This window comes from Treponema phagedenis (assembly GCF_008153345.1).
Lineage (GTDB): Bacteria > Spirochaetota > Spirochaetia > Treponematales > Treponemataceae > Treponema > Treponema phagedenis.
In genome coordinates this window covers 1,245,159-1,268,489 of the sequence record NZ_CP042818.1, presented here as the reverse complement: position 1 = coordinate 1,268,489, position 23,331 = coordinate 1,245,159, and the positions used below count along the sequence as shown (strand labels likewise).

At 40.6% G+C, this 23,331-nt stretch carries 27 protein-coding genes and 1 pseudogene; 23 read left to right on the top strand and 5 right to left on the bottom strand.

Going from position 1 to position 23,331, the window contains the following annotated elements; all coding sequences use genetic code 11:
- The first annotated feature begins 29 nt into the window (after nucleotides 1-29).
- The 9 genes from FUT79_RS05580 to FUT79_RS05540 all read left to right on the top strand — a co-directional run bounded on the left by FUT79_RS05580 (nucleotide 30) and on the right by FUT79_RS05540 (nucleotide 10,084).
- Nucleotides 30-326 carry an ATP synthase subunit C gene (locus tag FUT79_RS05580; RefSeq protein WP_024753342.1) on the top strand — a complete coding sequence of 99 codons (297 nt, stop codon included), beginning with the start codon at nucleotides 30-32 and terminating at the stop codon, nucleotides 324-326.
- Nucleotides 327-336: 10 nt separating this feature from the next.
- A complete protein-coding gene (locus FUT79_RS05575; protein WP_002696949.1) occupies nucleotides 337-660 on the top strand; it encodes a V-type ATP synthase subunit F in 324 nt (107 codons plus the stop codon).
- Nucleotides 661-665: 5 nt separating this feature from the next.
- Nucleotides 666-1,292 (top strand): hypothetical protein, encoded by a 627-nt coding sequence (locus FUT79_RS05570; protein WP_024753341.1) that lies wholly within the window; start codon nucleotides 666-668, stop codon nucleotides 1,290-1,292.
- Nucleotides 1,289-3,082: a V-type ATP synthase subunit A gene (locus FUT79_RS05565; protein WP_024753340.1), complete on the top strand. Its 1,794-nt coding sequence runs from the start codon at nucleotides 1,289-1,291 to the stop codon at nucleotides 3,080-3,082. The genes FUT79_RS05570 and FUT79_RS05565 overlap by 4 nt, the downstream gene beginning before the upstream one ends.
- Nucleotides 3,083-3,099: 17 nt before the next feature.
- Nucleotides 3,100-4,545, top strand: coding sequence for a V-type ATP synthase subunit B (locus FUT79_RS05560; protein WP_024753339.1), 1,446 nt, complete (start codon nucleotides 3,100-3,102; stop codon nucleotides 4,543-4,545).
- Nucleotides 4,546-5,147: 602 nt separating this feature from the next.
- Entirely contained in the window at nucleotides 5,148-5,810 is a 663-nt protein-coding gene (grpE, locus tag FUT79_RS05555) for a nucleotide exchange factor GrpE (RefSeq protein WP_024753338.1), read from the top strand.
- A gap of 10 nt (nucleotides 5,811-5,820) precedes the next feature.
- Nucleotides 5,821-7,734 (top strand): molecular chaperone DnaK, encoded by a 1,914-nt coding sequence (gene dnaK, locus FUT79_RS05550; RefSeq protein ID WP_148879667.1) that lies wholly within the window; start codon nucleotides 5,821-5,823, stop codon nucleotides 7,732-7,734.
- A 229-nt stretch (nucleotides 7,735-7,963) separates the two neighbouring features.
- The gene (gene dnaJ / locus FUT79_RS05545; protein WP_002696942.1) at nucleotides 7,964-9,088 is read left to right on the top strand and encodes a molecular chaperone DnaJ; all 1,125 of its coding nucleotides are present in this window, start codon (nucleotides 7,964-7,966) and stop codon (nucleotides 9,086-9,088) included.
- Between the two features lie 609 nt (nucleotides 9,089-9,697).
- Nucleotides 9,698-10,084 (top strand): (deoxy)nucleoside triphosphate pyrophosphohydrolase, encoded by a 387-nt coding sequence (locus FUT79_RS05540; RefSeq protein WP_002696941.1) that lies wholly within the window; start codon nucleotides 9,698-9,700, stop codon nucleotides 10,082-10,084.
- A gap of 4 nt (nucleotides 10,085-10,088) precedes the next feature.
- Here the strand turns inward: FUT79_RS05540 and FUT79_RS05535 are convergent, their stop codons facing one another.
- The gene (locus FUT79_RS05535) at nucleotides 10,089-10,850 is read right to left on the bottom strand and encodes an SIMPL domain-containing protein (RefSeq protein ID WP_024753336.1); all 762 of its coding nucleotides are present in this window, start codon (nucleotides 10,848-10,850) and stop codon (nucleotides 10,089-10,091) included.
- 466 nt (nucleotides 10,851-11,316) lie between these two features.
- On the opposite strand from FUT79_RS05535, the gene FUT79_RS05530 reads away from it, so the two are divergent.
- On the top strand, nucleotides 11,317-11,997 hold the full coding sequence (locus FUT79_RS05530) for a transglycosylase SLT domain-containing protein (RefSeq protein WP_024753335.1): 681 nt from the start codon (nucleotides 11,317-11,319) through the stop codon (nucleotides 11,995-11,997).
- Between the two features lie 8 nt (nucleotides 11,998-12,005).
- Here the strand turns inward: FUT79_RS05530 and FUT79_RS05525 are convergent, their stop codons facing one another.
- Entirely contained in the window at nucleotides 12,006-12,239 is a 234-nt protein-coding gene (locus FUT79_RS05525) for a hypothetical protein (protein ID WP_002696938.1), read from the bottom strand.
- Between the two features lie 158 nt (nucleotides 12,240-12,397).
- Nucleotides 12,398-12,844, bottom strand: a complete 447-nt coding sequence (locus FUT79_RS05520) for a PTS sugar transporter subunit IIA (RefSeq protein ID WP_002696937.1) — start codon at nucleotides 12,842-12,844, stop codon at nucleotides 12,398-12,400.
- Nucleotides 12,845-13,742: 898 nt separating this feature from the next.
- Between FUT79_RS05520 and FUT79_RS15500 the strand changes: the two genes are divergently transcribed.
- Both FUT79_RS15500 and FUT79_RS05515 read left to right on the top strand, forming a co-directional pair.
- Nucleotides 13,743-13,934, top strand: a complete 192-nt coding sequence (locus tag FUT79_RS15500; protein WP_244951137.1) for an HTH domain-containing protein — start codon at nucleotides 13,743-13,745, stop codon at nucleotides 13,932-13,934.
- Nucleotides 13,927-14,655: a helix-turn-helix transcriptional regulator gene (locus FUT79_RS05515; protein WP_244951136.1), complete on the top strand. Its 729-nt coding sequence runs from the start codon at nucleotides 13,927-13,929 to the stop codon at nucleotides 14,653-14,655. Before FUT79_RS15500 ends, FUT79_RS05515 begins: the two co-directional genes overlap by 8 nt.
- Here FUT79_RS05515 and FUT79_RS05510 read toward each other — a convergent pair.
- Nucleotides 14,627-15,559, bottom strand: a pseudogene (locus tag FUT79_RS05510) (IS3 family transposase); the annotation flags it as partial. The gene FUT79_RS05515 and the pseudogene FUT79_RS05510 overlap by 29 nt on opposite strands.
- Nucleotides 15,541-15,822: a transposase gene (locus tag FUT79_RS05505; RefSeq protein WP_024752896.1), complete on the bottom strand. Its 282-nt coding sequence runs from the start codon at nucleotides 15,820-15,822 to the stop codon at nucleotides 15,541-15,543. The gene FUT79_RS05505 and the pseudogene FUT79_RS05510, both read right to left, overlap by 19 nt.
- A 43-nt stretch (nucleotides 15,823-15,865) precedes the next feature.
- Here FUT79_RS05505 and FUT79_RS05500 point away from each other — a divergent pair, with 43 nt between their 5' ends.
- The 11 genes from FUT79_RS05500 to FUT79_RS05450 all read left to right on the top strand — a co-directional run bounded on the left by FUT79_RS05500 (nucleotide 15,866) and on the right by FUT79_RS05450 (nucleotide 23,166).
- Nucleotides 15,866-16,189 (top strand): hypothetical protein, encoded by a 324-nt coding sequence (locus FUT79_RS05500; protein ID WP_148884506.1) that lies wholly within the window; start codon nucleotides 15,866-15,868, stop codon nucleotides 16,187-16,189.
- Nucleotides 16,190-16,287: 98 nt separating this feature from the next.
- A complete protein-coding gene (locus tag FUT79_RS05495) occupies nucleotides 16,288-16,674 on the top strand; it encodes a hypothetical protein (protein ID WP_231577658.1) in 387 nt (128 codons plus the stop codon).
- Nucleotides 16,675-16,854: 180 nt separating this feature from the next.
- Nucleotides 16,855-17,073, top strand: coding sequence for a hypothetical protein (locus tag FUT79_RS05490; protein ID WP_002699924.1), 219 nt, complete (start codon nucleotides 16,855-16,857; stop codon nucleotides 17,071-17,073).
- 104 nt (nucleotides 17,074-17,177) lie between these two features.
- Nucleotides 17,178-18,470: a GTPase family protein gene (locus FUT79_RS05485; protein WP_148889393.1), complete on the top strand. Its 1,293-nt coding sequence runs from the start codon at nucleotides 17,178-17,180 to the stop codon at nucleotides 18,468-18,470.
- Between the two features lie 159 nt (nucleotides 18,471-18,629).
- Entirely contained in the window at nucleotides 18,630-19,808 is a 1,179-nt protein-coding gene (locus FUT79_RS05480; RefSeq protein WP_244951135.1) for a GTPase family protein, read from the top strand.
- A 166-nt stretch (nucleotides 19,809-19,974) separates the two neighbouring features.
- The gene (locus FUT79_RS05475; protein ID WP_024753329.1) at nucleotides 19,975-20,220 is read left to right on the top strand and encodes a hypothetical protein; all 246 of its coding nucleotides are present in this window, start codon (nucleotides 19,975-19,977) and stop codon (nucleotides 20,218-20,220) included.
- 129 nt (nucleotides 20,221-20,349) lie between these two features.
- Nucleotides 20,350-20,577: a hypothetical protein gene (locus tag FUT79_RS05470; protein WP_002699940.1), complete on the top strand. Its 228-nt coding sequence runs from the start codon at nucleotides 20,350-20,352 to the stop codon at nucleotides 20,575-20,577.
- Between the two features lie 69 nt (nucleotides 20,578-20,646).
- Complete coding sequence (locus FUT79_RS05465; RefSeq protein ID WP_002699942.1) at nucleotides 20,647-20,952, top strand: hypothetical protein; 306 nt, start codon at nucleotides 20,647-20,649, stop codon at nucleotides 20,950-20,952.
- Between the two features lie 291 nt (nucleotides 20,953-21,243).
- Entirely contained in the window at nucleotides 21,244-21,435 is a 192-nt protein-coding gene (locus FUT79_RS05460) for a zinc ribbon domain-containing protein (RefSeq protein ID WP_024753328.1), read from the top strand.
- Nucleotides 21,436-21,446: 11 nt separating this feature from the next.
- Nucleotides 21,447-21,617 (top strand): lecithin retinol acyltransferase family protein, encoded by a 171-nt coding sequence (locus FUT79_RS05455; RefSeq protein ID WP_002699954.1) that lies wholly within the window; start codon nucleotides 21,447-21,449, stop codon nucleotides 21,615-21,617.
- The gene (locus tag FUT79_RS05450; protein WP_024753327.1) at nucleotides 21,598-23,166 is read left to right on the top strand and encodes a leucine-rich repeat domain-containing protein; all 1,569 of its coding nucleotides are present in this window, start codon (nucleotides 21,598-21,600) and stop codon (nucleotides 23,164-23,166) included. The genes FUT79_RS05455 and FUT79_RS05450 overlap by 20 nt, the downstream gene beginning before the upstream one ends.
- Nucleotides 23,167-23,331 lie beyond the last annotated feature (165 nt).

Sequence of the window (23,331 nt, the reverse complement as noted above, 5' to 3'; positions counted from 1 at the left end):
TCCTCAAAAACTTTTTATAGGAGATTTAAATGAATCGTAAGGTATTATTTTTCGGACTGTTTTTTTTACTCACAACAGCAGCAATTTTTGCGGATTCGCAAACAGGAATGTCCATGGGCGAGGGAATTAAGTATATCTCCGCAGCGCTTGCAGTAGGACTCGCTTGCCTTGGCGGCGGAATTGCGGTCGGCAGAATTGGTGCCGCAGCAATGGGGGCAATAAGTGAAGATTCAGAGCTTTCAGGAAAGGCCCTTCCTTTTATCGGCCTTGCTGAAGGTATTTGTCTGTGGGGATTCCTTGTTGCCTTGTTAATCATCTTGTTATAAGGCTCTGTTAGTGACATACTATATTATCGGAGAGCGTGAACTTGTTGTGGGCTTTTCTCTTGTCGGGGTTGACGGCTGTGTTGCAAACTCCAGAGAACAGGCATTAGATGCCTTTAGGCAAATAACTGCCCCCAGAGCTCACCTTCAAACTTCTCGTCCTAAGGTTTTAATTATAACCGAACTCGTTGCAGACTATTTGCAGGAAGAAATTCAGGAATGGCAAATGAAAGGAACCTACCCGCTCATTGTGGAAATTCCTCCTTTGCAAGGGCATATCGAGGGGCGAAAATCTTTAACGGAAGCTATCAGAGAGGCGATAGGAATTAAGGTATAAGCATTATGGAAGAACTTCGTTCAACAGTTATTCTCGATAAAGAGATTAAAGCGGATGCACGGAAAAAAGCTGAACGTGTATTAAAAAACGCTGAGGCGGAAATTGAGAAAATTCAAGAGGAAATCACTGAGTATCGTGATAAAACAAAAAAACAAAAAGAAGAGTATTATGCTCGTCTAATAAAAAACTATACGCAAGATGCCGAGGCTGCAATCCCTCTTGAAAGACAACGGAGATATATTTCCTTTGTAGACAAAGAAATTGCAAATGCCTTACAATTGTATTTTGATCAAATCGGAGAAGAAAAACGTTTGCAAATTATTTTTAAACTTCTGAAAACCTATAGTACTGTTTTGAAAGAGAAAAAAATAGAAGTTTATTACAAAGGATACTCTGACGCACAAATAAAAAAACTGATTACGGGTGCCTTGCCGAAAACTCATATTCAAGCTTTAAAAAAACTCTCAGATGCCGAAGCAAGTGCCCTACATTTTGACGATAGAGTATATATTGAGACAGTTGATAAATCTCTTATGTGTCGTGCAAGCATTCAAGAAATAATGAATGACCTATTACACAAAAAGAGGCAGGAGCTTGCAGAAGTTCTCTTCGGAAGCGGGGTAATAACATGAGTGAGGTAATTACAGGAAAAATAACACGAATATCAGGACCTATTTTATATGCTGAAGGATTATCCTCCTGCGGATTATATGACGTGGTAAGTGTGGGAGAAGAAAATCTTATCGGGGAAATTATCCGATTGGATAAAGAAAGTACAACTATTCAGATATATGAAGATGTTACCGGAATGAAAATCGGTGAAAAGGTTGTCTCTCATAGGCGTCCGCTATCCGTACGGTTAGGGCCGGGGCTGATCGGAACTATCTATGATGGTATACAGCGCCCGCTTGAAAAGCTTTTTGACGAAACGGGAAGCTTTTTACATCCCGGTGCGCGAATAGATCCGCTGGATACGCAAAAAAAATGGCACTTTCAGCCTGCTCTTGACTGTGAAGGAAAACCGTTTAGCGTAGGAAGTCCTATCGCCCCGGGGATGATAATTGGTACCGTGCAGGAAACGGATTCCGTTGCGCATAAAATTATGGTTCCACCGAATATCCGCGGAAGAACCTTTGTTTCTTTTTCCGGCGAAGGTGATTACACTATTGATGAAATTATTGCAAAAACAGAGTTTGATGAAAACATATACTTGGCGCATTACTGGCCGGTGCGGAATCCCCGTCCATTTACACAGAAGCTGACAGTCTCCGAGCCCTTGGTAACGGGACAGCGAGTTATTGATGTGTTTTTTCCTTTATCAAAAGGAGGAACTGCAGCAATACCCGGCGGTTTCGGTACCGGAAAAACCATGACTCAGCACGCTATTGCGAAATGGTGTGATGCGGATATCATTGTGTATATCGGGTGCGGGGAGCGAGGAAACGAAATGACCGATGTCTTGACTGAATTTCCTCAACTCATAGACCCGCGAACAAATAGATCATTGATGGAACGTACGATTCTGATTGCCAATACGTCAAACATGCCGGTTGCGGCACGGGAAGTTTCACTGTATTCCGGTATAACTCTTGCCGAATACTATCGGGATATGGGCATGCACGTTGCAATTATGGCGGACTCAACAAGTCGCTGGGCTGAAGCCCTGCGAGAGCTTTCAGGCAGAATGGAAGAAATGCCTGCGGAAGAAGGTTTTCCTGCCTATCTTCCAACTCGGTTGGCTGAATTTTATGAACGAGCGGGAAGAATAAAAACGCTTTCAAACTCCGAAGGCTCAATCAGCATTATCGGCGCAGTATCTCCTCCTGGAGGTGATTTTTCGGAACCGGTAACCCAGCATACAAAACGTTTTATTCGCTGTTTTTGGGCGCTTGATCGCGAGCTTGCAAATGCACGCCACTACCCTGCAATCGGATGGATTGAATCTTATTCTGAATATGTTGATGAAATCCACGAATGGTGGGATAAGTTTGATCCGCGCTGGGGAACAGTCCGTGCTGCTGCATTGGACTTATTGAAACGGGAACAGCGGCTTCAGCAAATCGTGCGGCTGATTGGCCCTGATGCCTTGCCCGATACGGAAAGAATTATTCTGGTTGTTTCCGATATGATCAAAAACGGCTTTTTACAACAAAATGCTTTTGATTCAATTGACGTTTTTTCGGTTCCTGAAAAACAGGTATTAATTCTTGTGATTATCATGGAATTTTATGAGCGGGCAATGGTATCAATAAAACGCGGGGCGCCGCTAATACAAATTACCGCATTAAATTGCGTAGAAAAAATTATTCGAATAAAAACAACCTATGAGAATGAAGATATTGCCGGTATTCAAGCAGTAGGTGAACAAATGCGTAAAGAATTTGAGGAGCTTGATTCAGTATATAAGGCAACATCATACTAAATCGGGGGATTACTATTATGAGAGGTGTGGAATATAGAGGGTTGTCTTCGGTAGACGGACCGATTGTCATTACAAAACGGCGCGAAAATGCTTTTTTCGGAGAAATTACTGCAGTGCGGGATAGATCCAGAGGAGTGCGAACGGGAAGAATTATAGATCTTTCTTCTGAATACTGCGTTGTACAAATTTTCGGTTCAACTTCAGGATTAAGTCTTGATCATACTTCAATTGAATTTTTGGAAGCTCCGATGGAACTTCGTGTTTCTGAAGGACTTATGGGAAGAGTTTTTGACGGACTCGGGAAACCGATTGACGGTTATCCGGAAGTTTTTTCTTCAGAGCTACGAAATGTGAACGGATATCCTATTAATCCCTATGCTCGAATTTACCCAAGAGATTTTATTCAAACAGGAATCTCATCAATCGACGGTATGAATACCCTTATTCGCGGACAAAAACTACCCATTTTTTCAGGGAACGGATTATCGCATAATAAACTTACCGCACAAATAATCCGTCAGGCAAAAATACTTTCAGGCGATGAAGAATTTGTGATGGTGTTTGCCGGCATGGGAATCAAGTATGATGTTGCTCGTTTCTTTATCGAAAACTTTGAAAAAACAGGAGTACTTTCTCGTGTAGTAATGTTTTTGTCTCTTGCGGATGCCCCTTCCATTGAGCGTATTATTACCCCTCGCTGTGCCTTAACTGCTGCGGAATATCTTGCGTTTGAAAAAGGCAAGCATGTTTTGGTAGTCCTCACCGATATGACAAACTACTGTGAAGCATTAAGAGAGATTTCGGCAACCTTAAGCGAAGTACCGGGCAGAAAAGGCTATCCCGGATATTTATACTCTGACTTGGCAGAGTTATATGAGCGAGCCGGAAGAATTAAAGGCTCGGAGGGTTCTATTACGCAGATTCCCATTCTAAGCATGCCGAGCGATGATATAAGCCATCCGATTCCCGACCTTACCGGATATATTACCGAAGGACAAATCGTTCTTGATCGGGAATTATTTCAAAAAGGAATATATCCGCCTATTTCTGTTCTACCAAGTCTTTCCCGTCTCATGAAAGACGGTATTGGTGAAGGGATGACAAGAGATGATCATCAGGCAGTTTCCAGCCAGGCTTTTGCAGCCTACTCAAAAGTGCATACGGTCAGAAACCTTGCAGCAATTATCGGTGAAGAAGAGCTTTCTAAAGAGGATAAGCAATACTTGCATTTCGGGGAATTATTTGAGCGGTACTTTTTAGGGCAAGATGAATATGAAAACCGCAGTATTGAGCAAACGCTTGACATTGCATGGGCGCTTCTTTCAGTGCTTCCTCAAAATGAATTATATCGATTAAGCCCGCAACTTAAAGAAAAATATATGGAACAGGCAAAAGAGAACGTAAGCGCTGCCCTACGGCATGAAATTGAAGCTTTAATCGACGCCATGCAGGAAAATCCTTAAAAATTCTTAATCAAAATCAAATATGTTACAGGGCATATGCGTGATCACCTCTATGCTAAAATGCTATAGATATCAACATCAGCATAAAATCAATCGATGTTTAAAAGCATCAATACTGAATTATAAAATTGAAGCTTTTAAACTCGCAGCCACTGTAAACAAAAAAACTAAAACTACATTCAGAACTACCACGGATGACAGTGGTTCCAAGCAGACAGGTTAGTTTTTGGCACAGATGTTAAAAACTAACCTGTTGTGTCGGACTCTTTTTTATAATTTGTATTCCATGGATTAAAACAAATGATCGAATAAATGCTCGAAAGAGCAAAGAAAGGTTTCGCCACCTCTTCCTATTTTTAGATAACCACAAGAGTTTAATAAGAAAAACTTCGGCACGGCAAAAGCAAAATCAGGTTTGAAGAAACTTTAAAGCGCAACGTTTAAATCCTTTTTGTTTATAGATTTTTCTCTTTTTTTTCTTGACCCTGTGGTTTTCTCTTAGTATCTTTAAAGAGATGCAGATACACTTATTAATGGTGGATCTGCACATTATACAGCGATTCTGATTATTAACTAAAAAACATTTAGAGATTGAGGATTTCATGAGCAAAAAAGAAAAAAAGAATGAGCACACCACAAAACCTGCGGAAGCTCGGCAACCGGAGACTGCCGCCTCAGCGGAGGCGGAAAAGGCAGCGGAAACTTCTGCGGAGGTGCCGAAGACTGAGGCAAATCCTTTAGAGGCGAAGGTTGCGGAACTTGAAGCTCAAAACAAGGAATTGCAGAATCAGTATTTGCGCAAAGCTGCCGATTTTGACAATTATCGCAAGCGAATGATCAAGGAAAAACAGGAAGCGATTGACTACGCAAATGCCAATCTGCTGAACGATATTCTGCCAATACTGGATAATTTTGACCGCGCTATCGAAGCGGGAACAAAGCAATCGGAAGGTGGATCGGTCGCAGCTTTTGCGGAAGGCGTTACAATGATTCGCAACGAGTTCAGCTCTATGTTGGAATCAAAGTACGGGCTGAGCTATTATCCCTCGCTTGATTGTCCCTTTGACCCGAACCTGCATGAAGCGGTTGCAATGACACCGTCCAAGGATGTGCAGGAGCAGAAAGTCGGAGCCGAACTTCAAAAAGGCTATAAATTAAAAGATAGAATACTCAGGCATGCAAAGGTTATGGTTTTTATGCCGGAGGAAAAAGAAGGGGCAGAGGCGGAAAAACCCGCTGAAACAACAGAGAAAGATACAAAATAGGAGTTTTATTATGGGAAAGATTATTGGAATCGATTTAGGAACAACAAACTCATGTGTTGCGGTAATGGAAGGCGGAGAGCCGGTTGTTATTCAAAATGCGGAGGGCGGCAGAACAACACCCTCTATTGTCGGTTTTACTTCGAAGGATGAGCGCATTGTCGGTCAGCCTGCAAAAAACCAGATGGTAACAAACCCCGCACGCACGGTATACTCGGTAAAGCGTTTTATCGGGCACAGGTATAATGAACTCACCGATGAGTTAAAACGGGTGCCGTATAAAATTGTTCCGCAAGGGGAAGATGTCCGCATTGATATTGACGGCAAATTGTATTCCACACAGGAAATTTCCGCATTTGTTTTGCAAAAAATGAAAAAAACCGCCGAAGACTATCTCGGCGAAACGGTTACCGAAGCAGTTATTACGGTTCCCGCTTATTTTAACGACGCACAGCGCCAGGCAACAAAGGATGCGGGAAAAATTGCCGGTTTGGAAGTAAAGCGTATTATTAACGAACCTACCGCAGCTTCTCTTGCGTTCGGGTTTAATAAAGATTCAAAAAAAGAAAAAACCATCGCTGTGTATGACCTTGGCGGCGGTACATTCGATATTTCAATCTTGGAATTGGGCGACGGCGTATTTGAAGTAAAATCCACAAACGGAGATACGCACCTCGGCGGCGATGATTTTGACGCGCGCATTGTAAACTGGCTTGAGGAAGGTTTTAAGAATGAAACCGGAATCGATTTGGGTAAAGACCGTATGGCATTGCAGCGCTTAAGAGAGGCGGCTGAAAAGGCAAAAATAGCGCTTTCTTCTTCAGCTTCAACCGAAATCAACTTGCCGTTTATTACCGCGGATGCAAACGGTCCCCGCCATTTGGAGCGAACGTTAACACGGGCGGAATTTGAAAAAATGACCGATGACCTTTTTGAACGAACCAAGGAGCCTTGCCGCAAAGCATTGAATGACGCAGGCATAAGCCCCGATAAAATAGACGAAATTTTGCTGGTAGGCGGTTCAACCAGAATGCCGAAAGTTCTGCAAATTATCAAAGAGATTTTTGGAAAAGAAGGTTCAAAAGGGGTCAACCCCGATGAAGCGGTTGCAATCGGTGCCGCAATACAAGGCGGTATTTTAGGCGGAGATGTAAAAGACGTACTCTTGCTTGACGTAACACCGCTTTCGCTCGGTATCGAAACTATGGGAGGCGTGTTTACGCCGCTTATCAATCGAAACACCACTATTCCGACAAGGAAGAGTCAGGTGTTCTCTACCGCAGCGGACGGACAAACGGCAGTTTCCATTCACGTTCTGCAAGGAGAGCGCGGAATGGCAAGCCAAAACAGAACGCTCGGGAATTTTGACCTTGTGGGAATTCCGCCTGCGCCGCGCGGTGTACCGCAAATTGAGGTTACCTTCGATATTGATGCAAACGGCATTGTCCACGTTTCCGCAAAAGATCTCGGCACCGGAAAAGAGCAGCATATCAGAATTGAAAGCTCAAGCGGTTTAAGCGAAAGTGAAATTGACCGCATGGTAAAAGAAGCCGAAGCAAATGCCGAAAGCGACAAAAAAGAGCGCGAAAAGGTTGAAACACGTAATAATGCGGATTCAATGATTTATCAAACCGAAAAAACCCTCAAAGAAATGGGAGATAAAATAAACGGTGCGGATAAACAACATATCGAAGAAGCAATTGCGGATTTGAAAAAAGAGCTTGAAGACGATAACACCGATGCGATAAAGGCAAAAACCGAAGCTTTGCAGCAAGCTGCATATAAGATTGCGGAAGAAATGTACAAACAACAAGGAGCAGCCGGAGCGGGACAGACTCAAGACGGCGGCCATACCGATGCAGGCCCAACGCACGGCACCGCAGACGATGTTGACTACGAAGTAGTAAAAGACAACGACGACAAATAAAAAGAAACTATTTTTGCAGCGGAAACTTTTCCGCTGCAAAAATTTTGTACCGATTGATTCTTGACATACCTTTTATAAATACGCAAAAAGATATATAGTAATTCAGCACGGCTCGTTTTGAGTACGGCCATGTAAGTATCGGTGCCGCCGTTAAGGCGAGGCTTTCCGATACTGCAAAAATCAGAGAATAAAAAAGAAAAATTAGACGGTCTTATAAGGCGGAGTAATTGTGGCGGAAAGAGATTATTATGAAGTTCTCGGCGTTTCAAAAACGGCAACAAATGACGAAATAAAAAAAGCATACCGAAAACTGGCAATTCAATACCATCCCGATAAAAATCCGGGAAATAAAGAAGCGGAAGAAAAATTTAAAGAAGCAACCAAGGCATACGAAGTGCTTATTGATGAAAAAAAGCGCAGTATCTATGACCAATACGGAGCGGAAGGCTTAAACGGCATGGGCGGCGCGGGAGGTTTTGATCCTTCGGCATTTCAAGGCTTTGAAGATATTTTCGGCGGAGGTTTTTCAGACATCTTTGAAAATCTTTTCGGCGGTGCTTTTGGCGGTTTTGGGAGCTCTTCCCGCCAATCCGGAACACGCTCCGGACGCGGCGCTAATTTACGGTATGATTTGGAAATTTCATTTGAAGAAGCGGTATACGGTAAAAAGGCCGAGTTGAACTATTCGCGCGATGAAACTTGTTCTGAATGTAAAGGATCCGGCAGCAAAAGCGGCGGACGTAAAATGTGCCCCGACTGTAAAGGTACCGGACAAATACGTAGAAATACCGGCTTTTTTTCGATAGCGCAAGCTTGTCCCCGCTGCGGCGGCGAAGGCACTGTTATTGAAAACCCTTGCACACGCTGTCACGGAAGCGGCGTAGAGCGTAAAAAGCAAAAAATTATTATTACTATTCCTGCCGGCGTTGAAGAAGGAAAACGTATTACCATTCCCAAGCAGGGAAATGCCGGCAGAGCCGGCGGCGAGTACGGCGACCTGTATGTGTTTATTTTTATACGAAAACATGCGTATTTTGAGCGCGAGGGTAATGATTTGTACTGTGCGGTACCGATTTCCATGACACAGGCGGCGCTCGGTGCGGATATTACGGTTACCACGCTCGATAAGAAAAAAATCAAAGTAAAGATTCCTGCCGGAACACAACACGGAGCCCTTATACGGGAAAAAGGACAGGGTGTTCCTGCCCAACGTAGAGCAGGAGACCTCTATATCAAAATACTGATTCGGATTCCGTCCAGACTCTCGTCCAGGGCAAAAGCATTGCTTGAAGAAGTTGCTAAAATTGAAGGTGAGAATGAATCACCCGATCTTATTTCACTTTCGAGTTTATGAGCGGCGGTTATAGCTCTAATAAAACATAACAGCGACTTTTCAATGAAACGGCTGCTCAGTTTTTGTTTTTGCACCAAAGTCCAAAAGACTCGTGCCCGTGTTTTGCAATTAAGCTGCTGTTATTCTTAATCGGCACATCAACAATAATGATTTGTGGATTCAGTATCACTATGTAAATTGCTCGCCCTTGCAAAATTCCAAACGATGTTTTAAAGCATCAACACAAAACTATAAAATTGAAGCTTTAAAACTCGCAGCCACTGTAAACAAAAATAGCAAACATTACATTCAGAACGGGCACGGACGTTAAAACCGGATTTAAGCATTCCTATGGTAAATTGCTCACCGTTGCGCCGTGTCGGACTCTTTCTATAATAGAAGCTTTAAAACTCGCAGGTTTGGTTTTTACCATGGACGGCGGTGGTTCCACGCAAAAATGAGTTTAAAAACTACCACACTTCTATAATAGGAGTTTTTAAACTCATGGTTTAGTTTTTGCCATGGACGGCAAAAACTAAACCGGAGCTCTTTTTTATAAAATTTTTTACGTTTTGCATAAAATGTATTAAAAATGAATCAAGTTATCAAAAAAAATGCTATATTAGAACCATGAAGAAGATTAGAGTTGCAGCTGCCATTATCTGCAAAGACGGAAAGGTTTTTGCCGCTCGGCGCAAAGGCGGTACATACGATGGATTCTGGGAGTTTCCCGGAGGAAAAATTGAATCAGGGGAAACGGCGGAACAGGCTCTTATCCGCGAGGTAAGAGAAGAGCTAAATGCCGAAATCAGTATCCAATCCTTTTTTAAAAGAGTGCGTTGGGAATATCCCGAATTTATTTTGAGCATGGATTGTTTTTTATGCAGCCTTAAAACGCCTGCCTATGAGCTTTGCGTGCACCAAGATGCACGCTGGCTTGATACAACCGAAATCAATTCAGTACAATGGCTTCCCGCGGATATCAGTATTATCGAAGAATTAAAAACAGTTTTATAAGCTGTTACTTTAATTCAAAAGTTACAAATACTTCCGCTCGTATCGGAATTTGTCCCATCGGAGTTATTCCGCCGGCTGAGGCGTCGGCGCCTTCTTCCGTTTTATATAATACCTGCCGTTGGGAATACACATTGGAAATTCCGGACGAATACATATTGGATGCTGTTTCGTTAATGGAAAGCACTTTGCCGAGCGACAGCTTTACGCCGTTGTTTTTCGGGGCGCTGCAAAAAAGTTCTGCTTTTTCTTCCGCAGTTTGTATTGCGTTTATTCGTGCCTCATCCTTATATTTGCGGCTGTCCTGAACTGAAAAGCTGACATTATTAATTCTGTCAACGCCAACCTTTAAAATATCAGTTAGAAGAGCTTCATAGTTTTTAAGTGCTTTTAAGGTAACGGAAATATTTTGTTCTACCGCATAGCCTAAAAAAATACGAACCCCGTCTCGGTCATAGCGGTAGTCAGGACGGATATTCACGTGATCAAGCCTGATATCTTTGGGGACAATCGCATATGTGCTAAAAACCTTATGTGCATTTGCTAATAACGCATCGTTTTTTTCTTTTGCCGCTGCAAGGTTCTGCTCCTTCGTATATAAGCTGAAAGAAATGGTTGCCTCATCAGGCTCCGCATACACGGTCGCAGACCCCGAAACAGAGATTGTCCGTGGTACGGACTCAGGCTTTGTGCAAGATGAAAAAATAAATAAACTTACAAATAGAATCGATAATCCGATATGTTTTTTTGTGATAAATAAATCTTTCATTTTTTTTGCCTCCTCTTTTTTGCTCCTCATAAAAAATTCGGAAATTATTGGCTAGTATTCAAACTATAAATAAAATTCTGAAAAACCGGTTGCTTTATATTTTTACACCACTGTTCTTAAAAATAAATCTTACAAAATATTCAAGCAGATACTTCAATACGTAAAATGCCGGGTGTATGCAAAAGGGCTATTTGAAACCGCGTATACTATAGCATTTTGCTGTATGAAAAAGCCAACCTTGCAAGGAAAGGAGTAATAAATTTGCAGGTCGGCTTTAATGTAAGAAGAAATCATACTGAATAAATGTATGTATTAAATAACGACACCGGACAGATGGTTACAATATTTAGGTATAAAAATATGAGAAAAAAGATATTGAATTTGCTATTTTGAAGCTATTGCAAAAAATAATAAATATATGTATAGTTTTACATAATCAAGAAAATAGTGAGGTTATTCGCATATAATGACAAATTTTAAATTTTATCCAAAAAAGATATTTTTAAGCCTTTTTATTTTTGGCTTTGTTTTACTTTGTGCAAAAATAATTTTTTCCGATTTTTTAACGGTTTCAGATACAATCAAAAATGCTTCTGAGGAAATTGAGCTTGCAGGGGTTGCTCCGATGCCGATGAGCACGGACAATTTGGGAAAAACCGGAGAGGATGTTTTGCTTAATCTGTACCGTAATTCTGCAAAAAGAGAAGAGGTGATTGCTTTCTTTTCCAAAGTAACCGGAAGTTCCTCTGTTGCGCAGATTATATTGAGAAACGCCGATAAAAATGATATTCCGCCAGCTTTAGCCTTTGCTGTTGCTCGGGAAGAAAGTAAATTTAAACCAAGAGCTGTTAATATTAATGCCGGAGGCAGTATTGACCGCGGGCTTTTTCAGCTTAATAATTTGACTTTCCCAAAACTAGGTGAAAAAGATTTTTTTGACCCTGAAACTAATGCATATTATGGCTTAACATATTTAAGATATTGTCTTGACTTATCGGGAAATAAAGTTTCCGCTCTTGCGATGTATAATGCGGGAACAGGAAAGGTAAGAAACAACCGGACACCGTATATCACACTTACCTATATATCAAAAGTGCTTGATTACAGTGCCGGATTGGAGCGAGATTTTCTCTCTCAATTAAGATAAAAGAATTCTTAAGCAAAGAATTTTTCAAGTTCTTTCATATCTGCTGTTTGAAATAATACTTTTGAGTCCTCATCAAGAACTATAACCATTGGAACGGAACTTACTTTAAAATCATCTTTTATTTTTTTTCCGTCCGCAGAGTCTGCATCAGCTATTACTTTTTCTACATCGGGAAGTCCGCTACAATAGTCTTTTATTTGACCGCTTAATGCGTCTGAACCAATTACCGCCTTAACAATCATTTTCAGCTCCTTATATCTAGTATAAAATATTTTTTACTTTTTAAAAATCAAGTTTGTATTTAAAACACAGGCAATGGTTTAAATACAATTAAGATACCGCAGTGAGATTTTTAACGAAAAGTTATACATTCTGCTTATCTAAAAACTGCATAGTTTAATTACTCCGTTAAAATTCTAATTACTTCAGCCTTATCTGTTGCTTTAAGTATTTCCTCGCGTTTTTCCGCACTCTTAAATAAGAGGCTGACTTCCGCTAAAAATTGCAGGTGTGGTCCGGTTTTATCAATAGGAGACAACGTCATGATAAAAATACGGCAAGGTTCTTGATCCAGCGAATCAAAATCTACCGGATTATCAGAAATACCGATACAGGCAACTAAATCTTTTACAGAATCAGTTTTTCCATGCGGAATCGCAATTCCGTGCTTCATACCTGTAGACATTTTTCGTTCTCTGTCAAGAACGCACGCTCGAGCGGCAGCCTTATCCGTTACTAAGTTTGCTTGAACGAGCATTTCAAGCAATTCATCAATAATTTCTTCTTTAGAAGTACCCTTTAAATGAAGATTTACAGTTTCGGGTGTTAATACAGTTTTCAAGTTCATGACTCTAGTTTACGGTGCTTTTATAGAAATGTCAAGTTTTTTTTTCTAAAATCTTGTGTTTCCGTGATACTGTAAATCAATTCCGGTAATGAATTTGTTTTTTTGCAACCGGTTTTTTACAGAACTTACGCAGAAATTTTTATATCGTTAATGCTCATAAAACATCAGAAAAAACGATATATACAATAAAAAAGACAGATTTTATTGGTCAAAGGCAGCTTTTATGGCAGAAATGAAGGCTTGACGCCCGTGGTTCCACGCGCAGCGATGTTTTAAAGTAAGACTATTTACAAGGCTTTAAAACTCGCACGGAAATGATGTTTTGCCTGCCGTATCAAAATTTGGCAGGCAAAATTCGAGCGCTACATTTTGCCTATGGTAAGTTTGCCTGCCGTTGTGCCGTGTCGGGCTCTTTTTATGTCTTTTTATAATAGAAGCTTTAAAACGCGTGGGTTTGATTTTACCACGGACGGCAAAATCAAACCTGAGCTCTTTTTATTATAAAATATTTGTGTGAAAAAAGTGCTCAAGATTTGTATCATAATACGATAAAAAGTGTTTGAATTTCGGAATATACATCTTGCACTTTTTAAAGAAATAATTATACTAGATAGTGTATATCGATGAGGAAATGGTGAATGAGAACTAATCGAACGGACCTAATCAAATTTTCTTTTTACCGCGTTATTGTCGACGGTGTTTTAGGTTTGGCACAGTTGTTGCTACACAAACACACAAACACACACAGTATCTCGTTATTTAAAAATAGCTTTACTCTCGAAAAAACTCAACGAAGCAAAAATAAGTATCTCTCAAATAAAAAAAGCTGTAAAAATTCGAATTTTCCGTATCTTTTTTGTTGCAACGAATCAGGTTGTCGTTGCGGGTGTGGTATAGTATGAGTATGGATAGGAAAGAAGGAAGAATGCGTTTTTGGCGGCTTTTGCAAATCGATGAAGCACTCCGTACAAAGACATATCCTGAAATTACAACGCTGGCTGAAGAGCTTGATGTAAGCACGCGGACAATACAACGCGATATTGAATTTATGCGGTATATGTATAAGGCTCCGATTGCAAGGCGTGTTTGAAAAGATATTTGCAACATTGCCAGAGAAGTCTGTTCTGATTGATTCTTGTTGGCTTGATAATTCCGTTACCTTTATTGCAGACCCCGCTCCGGATATTAATCATCAAACCTTTTCTTCCGTGTTCACTGCGGTCAAGCTGCGTATGCCGATAGGCTTTTCATATCGCAGCTTAAAAACGGACTCGTATGAAAAGCGCAAGATAAATCCCTATCACATTATTTGCCAAAGAGGAGCGTGGTATGTTATGGGCTTTTGCCGCAATAAAAACGACCTGCGCATTTTTTCTTTTAGTCGAATAAAAGATTTACATCTTTTTGAAACAGAGCAATTTGAAATGCCTGCTGATTTTAATCCCGAAAAATACATTGACAAAAATATCGGCGTGTGGCTTACCAAGCGCGAACCCTTTACCGTGCGGCTTTTATTTTCGAATGAGGTAGGCGTTTTTGCCGAAGAGCGCATGTGGAGCAAGGAGCAAACAGTAACCGTGCACGATGATAAAACAGTTGAAGTAAGTTTTAAAACTACCCAGCTTGAAGAAATAAAACGCTTTGTCTTAGGGCAAGGTGCAACCGTGCAAGTACTGGAGCCGCAGGAGCTGATTGACGAGGTGCGGGCGGAGCTTGAGAAGATGAGGACATTATATGGAAATGTCAATATCAGTTCAGTATTTTTATCCCCTAAATGTATGTTCAAGCCACTACATTCTTTTTCTTTGTGACTTTCAGCCGATACAATGTCGGCGGTAAGCCATCCTCATTAACCGTACTGATTCTTTTCCGGTTGTAATAGACCATGGTGTATTGCCATACAAGCGTTTTCACTTGTTCCCGCATCATCTTTGTTGTATCTATTCTATATAAAAGTTCTTTCTTTAGTGTTGCAAAAAAACTTTCCATGCGCGCATTGTCATAACATTTTCCAACATCACTCATGCTTTGGATAGCTTTGAATTTTCCAAGCGTTTGTTTATACGCTATGCTTGTAAATTGGCTTCCGGCATCACTGTGAACTATGACTCCGGCTCCAGGCTGCCTCATTTCAAACGCTTCGGTTAGTGCTCGTATGCACAACTCTTTTTTCATATTACTATCCATCGCAAGCGAGACAATCTCTCCGCCGCAGGCATCGAACATCGGACAGATGTATAATTTTCCGTCAGCGCAGGGAACTTCTGTTATGTCCGTGAAGTAGAGTGTATCCGGTTCTGATGCATAAAAGTTTCGCTTTACTAAATTTTCAGGTCGTTGCGCTTTTTTATCCGCTTTGGTAAGTCCGTCAGGACTTCTGCGGCTTTCATGCAGGAGATTTCCCTTTTTCATGGCATTTCGTACCGTCGCATACGACTTGGGATTGCCTCGCTGCTTAAGAGCGCTCACCATTCGCACAACGCCATAATTATCATTGTAATAATCTTCCTCGATAATCTTATGTATTTCGGCCAGAAGAAGCTGCCAGCGTTTCGGTTTATTACGATTTTGTTTCCATTTGTAATAGCCTCTTTCGCTGACGCCTAACGCTTTGCATATCGACAAAACCGGATGGCTTTTTTTGCCGTCGGCATTTTCATACGTGTAAAAAATATATGCAAAGATAGTGCTTTTTTTCACTTCTTCCAGCCCTTCACGAAAAAAGCGAGTGCGCCTTGCAAGATTTCGTTGGCTTCTTTGAGCTCTTTGATTTCGCGTTGGAGCTGTCTCTCTCGCTCATCCAAAACGATAGCTTTTGCCGTTGCAGCTCCGTCGCTTGCTTTATAGCGATTTTTCGTTTTTCGCCAATCGGTCAGCGTCCCGTATGAAATACCGAGATTCTTCGCTGCTTCTCTTGTGCCGATTTCATCAGACATTTGTAATGCCTGCTGTTTAAATTCTTGACTATAACGTCGCATAGTATCCTCCTACTATTCCCTATTATATACCTTAGGGGCTTTTTTGACTGTACTTTTATTATATCCTTCCAGTTCGGATAATGCGGTAATAGTTCCGATTCAGCTGGGGATGATTATGGCTTTAGGCAAAGCTTTTGATATTGAGCTGACAAAATCTGCCGCAATGGCTCTTTTAGCAGCTGCAATCGCAACCTTCGTAGGGCGCGGAATATCTCAGGTTTTGGTAGGCTGGCTTCCGGGCATTGGGAATATAATGAATGCCGTAACCGCTGCCGGCATTACGGAGATGATTGGATGGGAGATTGCTAAAGATTTTAGCGGGAAGAAGATCGGACAAGAATGTGATAACGATACTAATAAACTATAAATGGGGTATCACAACAATTTTGTAATCAACGCGCATGCGGCGATTAAATATATTTTATTTTGCAAGCGTGGAAAGCTTGCGAGAAGGAGATGAGGAAGATGGCAGAAGAAAAAGGAGCAAAAGGCATGACCGATGAAGAAGCTGTAAAGTGCCACGCAATTATTCATGCTGCAGCAGCTGCGGCTGCCGGGGTAGGAGCGGGACTTGCCCAACTACCCGTTGCAGATCATCTGGCAATAATTCTGATTCAAGTTGGAATGATTATATCGTTGGGGGGCGTTTTTGGAATTGAACTGTCAGAAAGTGCAGCAAAATCTACTTTGGGTACTGCAACTGCAGCTACTATAGGGCGCGGAATATCACAGGTTTTAGTGGGTTGGATACCCGGTATAGGTAATGTGATAAATGCTTCAACTGCGGCAGGTGTTACGGAAACAATCGGTTGGGTTATTGCAAATGATTTTGCTAAAAAAAGTAAAGAATAGCAATACCATTCAAATAATTATATAAACCCGATTAGTTTTTAAAAGATTTATGCCAAATATTTCTGTAAGTCGGTAAGCAGCGGCGGTTTACAGAAATATATTTTAGGGGAACCTCTAAAAATTCTTTTAGAAGTTCTTTAATACATATTTGCTGCAAAAAAATTACCAGGAGGTAAAATTATGTCTGAAAATTTGCCGGATAATGGTGGAGGTAGCAACCTTCCGCCAATTGATAGTGAAGGGGCAAAGGCTGTCGGAGTAATTGGAGGCAGTGCTGCAGCCGGTGCGTTTATAGGGAGCGCAATTGCTCCCGGTATCGGTTCTGTAATAGGTGCCGGCATTGGCGGTGCTGTAGGTAGCGCATGCGTTATAATTAAAACAATTAATGACGGTCAGTAAATTTCAAACAACCGTCTACATTTTCAGGCGGTTGTTTGTAAAAGCATGGATCAAACTTTTTCGGAATTTCATAATTCCTTAAAAGTTTTTATAGGAGATGAAAGATGGATAATCTACCAATAAAAAGGATTAACAACAATCTAGATGATATATTTAAAATTTACGAAAATATATCAAGCATTTTTGATTCTATTAATGTATTACCTGAGCCGATAACAAAAAAATTAAAAGATGCAATACTAAATGATCAAGAGTTAAAAAAATTGATGGAGGGAGTAAGGGACCGGAGGCCGCCGCGTTTTGTATTGATCGGAGATTCCGGCGCAGGAAAAAGTACTTTGATAAATGCAATTGTGGGACACTATGCCGTAGATGAATCAGATGTTTATAGGGGAACAAAGAGTGCTGAGTATATTCCGATAAAAGACGAAACCGGAAATATAATCTGGGAATTTCTTGATACCCGCGGTGTTTCGGAACAGAGCGAATGCAGTGAAAAAAGTGCAGAGGATCAGCTCATTGATGAAATTAATTCCATGTCTCCTGATGCAGTAATTTATGTAAGAAAAGCAGATGACAGAACTGAAATTGATAGTAAATTGGAGTTTTTAAAAAAGACTACTGAAGAAATGAAAAAAAACAGAAAAGTACCGCCAAGCATTTTTGTGGTGAGCAGTCAATGTGATAAACTTGCTCCATCATCTCAAGTAGATCCTAAAGCATATACAAAAAATGAACGGAAAATGGCAAATATTCGTGAGAGAGAAATTCAGTTAAAAGAGCTATTTGAAAAGCATCAACTCAAATTCAAAGCAATTCTGTCCGTTTCTTCATCGATGGAATGGGATTTACCCTATGAAGAATTAAAACAGTTGCCAATAGAAGAACATATGCAGCACTGTATTACTGATTACAGGTATAATATTGATCAGTTAATGGATGTGATTATGGATTCTTTGGAAGATGAAAATGCAAAAATTGGGCTTGCGGTAGCTCGTAATGTGAAATCTGTTTTAAACGGATTAGCGAAGAAATTTACACATTCTTTTGCAGCTGTTTCTGCTACAGTTGCCCTAACGCCTATTCCTGTGAGCGATATTGTTATCCTTTGTACGTTGCAAGCTGTATTAGTAATGATAATTGCGGCATTGAGTGGCAGAAAACTGAGTATGCAATCTGCTGCTGAAGTAGTAACTTCACTTGGCGGAGTAGGTGCTATAGGCTTTGGGTTACGAACTGCAGCGCAACAGGCAAGTAAATTTTTAAACTTGGTATTCCCCGGTGCCGGCTCAGGAGTAAGTGCTGCGATAGCCACTGCCGGAACTGAAATGATAGGTGAAGCAGCTCGACGGTATTACATTGAAGGAATTAAAATCAAAGAACTGAGTAACCAATAATTATGTGGATTAGGCAAGATCTTGCCTAATCCATAAACTTGTAAAGAAAATTAATTTATGTATAGAACCAACATACAGGGATTTCTTTTCAATTGGATATACTCGCAAAAAGGAATAGTGGTGGGTAATAGCTGCAGTTTTGAAGACATCTATAAGAATATGACAAATCTTTTCTATAGTGTTGACTTTTTACCTCAGGAAATCTTAGAAGAAATAAAAAGAAAAGTATTTAATATTCCCGAGTTAAAAACGCTAATACAAAAAGTAAAAAATAAAAGAGCGCCAAGGTTTGTATTGATTGGTGATTCCGGAGCAGGAAAAAGTACTTTAATAAATGCTATAGCGGGATATTATGCGGTACAAGAATCGGATGTGCATGCCGGTACGAAAAATGCTGAGCATATCCACATAAAAGATGAGGATGGAAAAACTTTGTGGGAATTTCTTGATACGCGAGGAGTTTCCGAGCAAAGTAAAACCCCTGTAACAAAAGCCGAAGATCAGCTAATCAACGACATTAATACTATGTCTCCCGATGCAATAGTTTATGTGAGAAAGGCAGATGATAGAACCAATATTGATAGCAAGTTAGCATTTTTAAAAAACATTACTGAAAAAATGTACGAAACTAAAAAAGTATTACCGAGCATTATTGTAGTTAGCAGTCAATGTGATAAACTTACACCATCCTCTATTTGTGATCCAAAAATATATACAAAGAATAAACGGAAAATGGCAAATATAAAAGAAAGGGAGAATCAATTAGAAAAACTCTTTAGGGAACATTCATTAAATGTAAAAACGATACTTTCTACCTCTGCATTAGTTGAATGGTCGTTGAAATCGGAGAAACTCATTGGTTTATCAAAAAAGGAACAAATGCAATATCTTAAAATAGATTATCGTTATAATATTGATTTACTGCGCGAAATGATTATGGATTCTTTACAAAGCGAATCCTCTAAAATTAGCTTTTCTATGTTTCTGCGTGTAAGAGAAAGTTTAGCAGAAAAAATTACTGAAATTTTTGCAGACGTGTCTAGCCATCTCGCTTTATCACCTATGTCTGCGGCTGATATTCTTTCATCACTGCGAGTTCTGTTAGTAATGTTTATAGCAGTGTTAAGCGGACAAAAACTGAGTAGAGAATCCGCAGATGAAAAAATAGCATTGTTTTATGAGGAAGATCTCCGGTTTAGTTTTTTTGATATGGTACAAGAAATTAGCAGTTCTTTTACTACTACATTTTTTGCTAAGGGTTCGGTTGTAAGTGCAAAAACGGCTGCTGAAGAAATGAAACTAATAGGCAGTAAATCACGAGAGTTTTTCAATGGTTAAAATTCTAAAAAATCTTTTCACTTTTTTATTACCTGCGACGCTCTTTGTCGTAGTCGGTGTGTTATATTATTACTATAGTTCCGGGCGATAATCAACGCAGTTGTGTCGCTTATGTATTTTTTATTTTGCAGGTGAAAAGCTTGCACAAGATGAAGGAGTGAAGAGTATGGAAAACGATGAGAAATTACAATTTTCGCAGAGTTCGCAAGAGGATGAGTGTTTCAACAACAATGATGATTTAATCGATGATGACGAGGCGGTTGTTGACAAAATCATTGATGAAATTAATGATGCTATCGATGAGTTGAATGAAGAAATCGAAGAGGCTTTAAATGATCTTGATGAAGCTATCAGTGAAGCCTGCGAAGAAGAAGAAGAAGAAGAAGAAGCGGACGATAATAATGATGAGTAAGATTTAGCCTCAAATACCGTCTGTATTTTTCAAGGCGGTTATTTGTATGCTAACCATTTTGGATTGAGTAACAAAAATCTGCGGCAATTCGCACACTCAAATCAACTGTTTTATAAGGAGGGTATTCCAATGAAATGCCGTTATTGCGGAAAAGACGTAAAAACCGTCGGTAGTATTTTATCAAGTTCTTTTGGACAACGCTGCGATCCCAGTCCTACCAAAAAGCATGTTCTTTTGACGGACGGAATTCGGTGTGTGTATTGCGGAAGAGAAACAAAAACTGTCGGCTCTCGGCTTACAACATCTTTCGGGGAACGCTGTTCTGCTTCGCCGACGGGTAAGCACGTGTTGCAATAAAAACATACACAGCTGAAAACTTTTCGGAATTGCATAATTCTTTGCAAAAGCCTTTATGAGGAGGGAACAATGAAAGATGATATTTTTGATACTCTCGGTGAGATTTTCGGTTTGGCATTAAACGAATTTGTATCGACTGAAATGCAAAAAGAGTACGATGCGATAGTTGCGGAAAATACAAAGCTCAAGGATTTTATCAACGAGCACGATTTTTACAAAAAGCAAAAAAACTCTGTGACCATCAAAACCGCTCAAGGCACGGAAGAAATCACGTATCGCACTGCCGATGATACAAAACCAAAAGCCGATACTGCCGGCACCAATGTCGACTGGACTTCTTATAAAAAGAATAACTCTATCAATTTTGATGTGTAGTGTAGCGCTCTTTTGATAACTTGATTGATTTTTAATACATCTTATACAAAAGAGCCCGACACGGGGCAACGGTGTTATTTTAACATCCGTATTAAAATAACACCTACGAGTTTTAAAAGCATTTAAAAAGGGCTGTGCTTTTAAAACATCGTTTCTGAGTGGAACCACCGCCATCCGTGGCGGTATACTATCGGAATGCTGAATCTGTAATCTGTTATTGTTGACAATCAGATTAATATAATCGGTGTTAATTACGGAACGTTATGATAGTTTTACAATAAGGAGAATTATATGCACAAGCTTACAAACAATATTATGGGACAGGGACTTTCCGGCGACCGGCAATCCGTGTTTCATTGCACTGCCTGCGGGCATGGCTTTATTGCAACCGCAAAAGCCACGGGAATTTTCTCCCCTCTTGGCGGAACACCCAAATGCCCGAAATGCGGTAGCCGCAAAACAATTGAAATAGCAATGCATTAAAAGGAATAACGATGAACGAACTCGCACGGAAAAACACCATGCCCGAAAAGGGCGACATCTTAATGATTGACCGCGGTATATACAAACACTTTGGCATATACAGTGGAGAACAAACGGTTATCCATTATGCCGACAAATCCGGAGACTGGGAATGTAACGGCATTGACAAAGACGAGTATTGAGGCGGACAAGGGCGAGAAGTGGGCAACAGTAAAAACTAAACTGCCTACACTGACCTTTAAAGATAACTACGAGCTTGATAAGTGGGTGCTTTCAGGTTCAAATGACGCTATTGCAGATTCCTATGCGTTTAACGGCGAAGAAATTCTGTATGCGGTTTCAAAGGCAAAAGGAACACCGCCGCCTGCACCGGGTAAAATTACGATCGCGGTAAAAGGAGACCCCAATGTAACGGCATTGACAAAGACGAGTATTGAGGCGGATAAGGGCGAAAAGTGGGCAACAGTAAAAACTAAGCTACCTACTCTTGGCTTTCAAGAAAATTACGAGCTTGACAAATGGGTGCTTTCAGGTTCAAGTGACGCTATTGTAGATTCCTATGCGTTTAACGGCGAAGAAATTCTGTATGCGGTTTCAAAGGCAAAAGGAACACCCCCGCCGCCTGCACCGGATAAAATTACGATCGCGGTAAAAGGAGACCCCAATGTAACGGCATTGACAAAGACGAGTATTGAGGCGGACAAGGGCGAGAAGTGGGCAACAGTAAAAACTAAACTGCCTACACTGACCTTTAAAGATAACTACGAGCTTGATAAGTGGGTGCTTTCAGGTTCAAGTGACGCTATTGCAGATTCCTATGCGTTTAACGGCGGCGAAACTATTTTTGCCGTAGCAAAGCGCAGTCAAGTTACAGTAACTATTGCCGGTAATGCGAACGTGAACCTGCCGGCAAATAAAACTGTTATGGTTGATAAGGGCAGTACATGGTCGGAACTAAAAGAAAAAACGGAAATAAAGGATGTACAATTTGCCGACTACTACGAGCTTAAGGCATGGCACCTGACCGATGCAAACGGTAAAAAGCTTGAAGAGTATACCGAACCTTTTATTGCCGATACAATTGTATATGCGGTTGCGCAAAGTAAGTTTACAACAGACGGGAATGGTACCATTACAGGCTATAGGGGAGAACCGCCTGTTTCGCTTGTATTTCCCAAAGAAATAGACGGAAAACTGGTTACGAAAATCGGCAAAGATGCTTTTTCCGGTCGCGAAAATATAAAGAAGATTGATTTTACTAACTGTCAGAATTTAAAAGAGATCGGTGAAAACGCTTTTAAGGGTTGTATTAGAATAATGGAAGAGCTTGTTCTGCCACAACAGCTTAAAACCATCGGTAAAAAGGCTTTTTACGATTGCCAAAATATAACGAATATTGATTTTACTAGCTGCCAAAATTTAACAATCATTGAGATGAGCGCTTTTTCGGGTTGCATTAAGATAGGCAAGGACATACCGGAACCGCTTGTCCTGCCAAAACAACTTAAAACCATCGGCGAGTTTGCTTTTTCCCGCTGCGTGATGGCAATGTTTAAGCTGCCTGCAGGCATCGAAACTATAGGTGACGGGGCTTTCGGATATACAACTGATGATAGGACGTTGTGCTTCAAGATTTTTATTCCAAAAGGAGCTACAGCGATAGAAAGAAAGTTACATGATGCTTCATATCCGACTTGGAAGACTGGGAGGATTGAATATTATACTCCCTAGCAACGTTTTGTAATTAACCTCCTGTTATAAAAATCGGAGCACCAACAATGAGGGACTGCGGATTTAAGCATTCCTATGGTAAATTGCTCACCGTTGCAAAACTCGTTGGCGAAGTTACAGTAAATTTTCAAAACTTCGCCGTTGCGCCGTGTCGGACTCTTTTTT

Excerpts from the sequence above, each read along its gene's own strand:
- FUT79_RS05580 (WP_024753342.1), top strand. The coding sequence starts at position 30 with ATGAATCGTAAGGTATTATTTTTCGGACTGTTTTTTTTACTCACAACA.
- FUT79_RS05570 (WP_024753341.1), top strand. The coding sequence starts at position 666 with ATGGAAGAACTTCGTTCAACAGTTATTCTCGATAAAGAGATTAAAGCG.
- FUT79_RS05565 (WP_024753340.1), top strand. The coding sequence starts at position 1,289 with ATGAGTGAGGTAATTACAGGAAAAATAACACGAATATCAGGACCTATT.
- FUT79_RS05560 (WP_024753339.1), top strand. The coding sequence starts at position 3,100 with ATGAGAGGTGTGGAATATAGAGGGTTGTCTTCGGTAGACGGACCGATT.
- grpE (WP_024753338.1), top strand. The coding sequence starts at position 5,148 with ATGAGCAAAAAAGAAAAAAAGAATGAGCACACCACAAAACCTGCGGAA.
- dnaK (WP_148879667.1), top strand. The coding sequence starts at position 5,821 with ATGGGAAAGATTATTGGAATCGATTTAGGAACAACAAACTCATGTGTT.
- FUT79_RS05540 (WP_002696941.1), top strand. The coding sequence starts at position 9,698 with ATGAAGAAGATTAGAGTTGCAGCTGCCATTATCTGCAAAGACGGAAAG.
- FUT79_RS05535 (WP_024753336.1), bottom strand. The coding sequence starts at position 10,850 with ATGAAAGATTTATTTATCACAAAAAAACATATCGGATTATCGATTCTA.
- FUT79_RS05530 (WP_024753335.1), top strand. The coding sequence starts at position 11,317 with ATGACAAATTTTAAATTTTATCCAAAAAAGATATTTTTAAGCCTTTTT.
- FUT79_RS05525 (WP_002696938.1), bottom strand. The coding sequence starts at position 12,239 with ATGATTGTTAAGGCGGTAATTGGTTCAGACGCATTAAGCGGTCAAATA.
- FUT79_RS05520 (WP_002696937.1), bottom strand. The coding sequence starts at position 12,844 with ATGAACTTGAAAACTGTATTAACACCCGAAACTGTAAATCTTCATTTA.
- FUT79_RS15500 (WP_244951137.1), top strand. The coding sequence starts at position 13,743 with ATGAGTATGGATAGGAAAGAAGGAAGAATGCGTTTTTGGCGGCTTTTG.
- FUT79_RS05505 (WP_024752896.1), bottom strand. The coding sequence starts at position 15,822 with ATGCGACGTTATAGTCAAGAATTTAAACAGCAGGCATTACAAATGTCT.
- FUT79_RS05495 (WP_231577658.1), top strand. The coding sequence starts at position 16,288 with ATGGCAGAAGAAAAAGGAGCAAAAGGCATGACCGATGAAGAAGCTGTA.
- FUT79_RS05490 (WP_002699924.1), top strand. The coding sequence starts at position 16,855 with ATGTCTGAAAATTTGCCGGATAATGGTGGAGGTAGCAACCTTCCGCCA.
- FUT79_RS05485 (WP_148889393.1), top strand. The coding sequence starts at position 17,178 with ATGGATAATCTACCAATAAAAAGGATTAACAACAATCTAGATGATATA.
- FUT79_RS05480 (WP_244951135.1), top strand. The coding sequence starts at position 18,630 with ATGACAAATCTTTTCTATAGTGTTGACTTTTTACCTCAGGAAATCTTA.
- FUT79_RS05475 (WP_024753329.1), top strand. The coding sequence starts at position 19,975 with ATGGAAAACGATGAGAAATTACAATTTTCGCAGAGTTCGCAAGAGGAT.
- FUT79_RS05470 (WP_002699940.1), top strand. The coding sequence starts at position 20,350 with ATGAAATGCCGTTATTGCGGAAAAGACGTAAAAACCGTCGGTAGTATT.
- FUT79_RS05465 (WP_002699942.1), top strand. The coding sequence starts at position 20,647 with ATGAAAGATGATATTTTTGATACTCTCGGTGAGATTTTCGGTTTGGCA.
- FUT79_RS05460 (WP_024753328.1), top strand. The coding sequence starts at position 21,244 with ATGCACAAGCTTACAAACAATATTATGGGACAGGGACTTTCCGGCGAC.
- FUT79_RS05455 (WP_002699954.1), top strand. The coding sequence starts at position 21,447 with ATGAACGAACTCGCACGGAAAAACACCATGCCCGAAAAGGGCGACATC.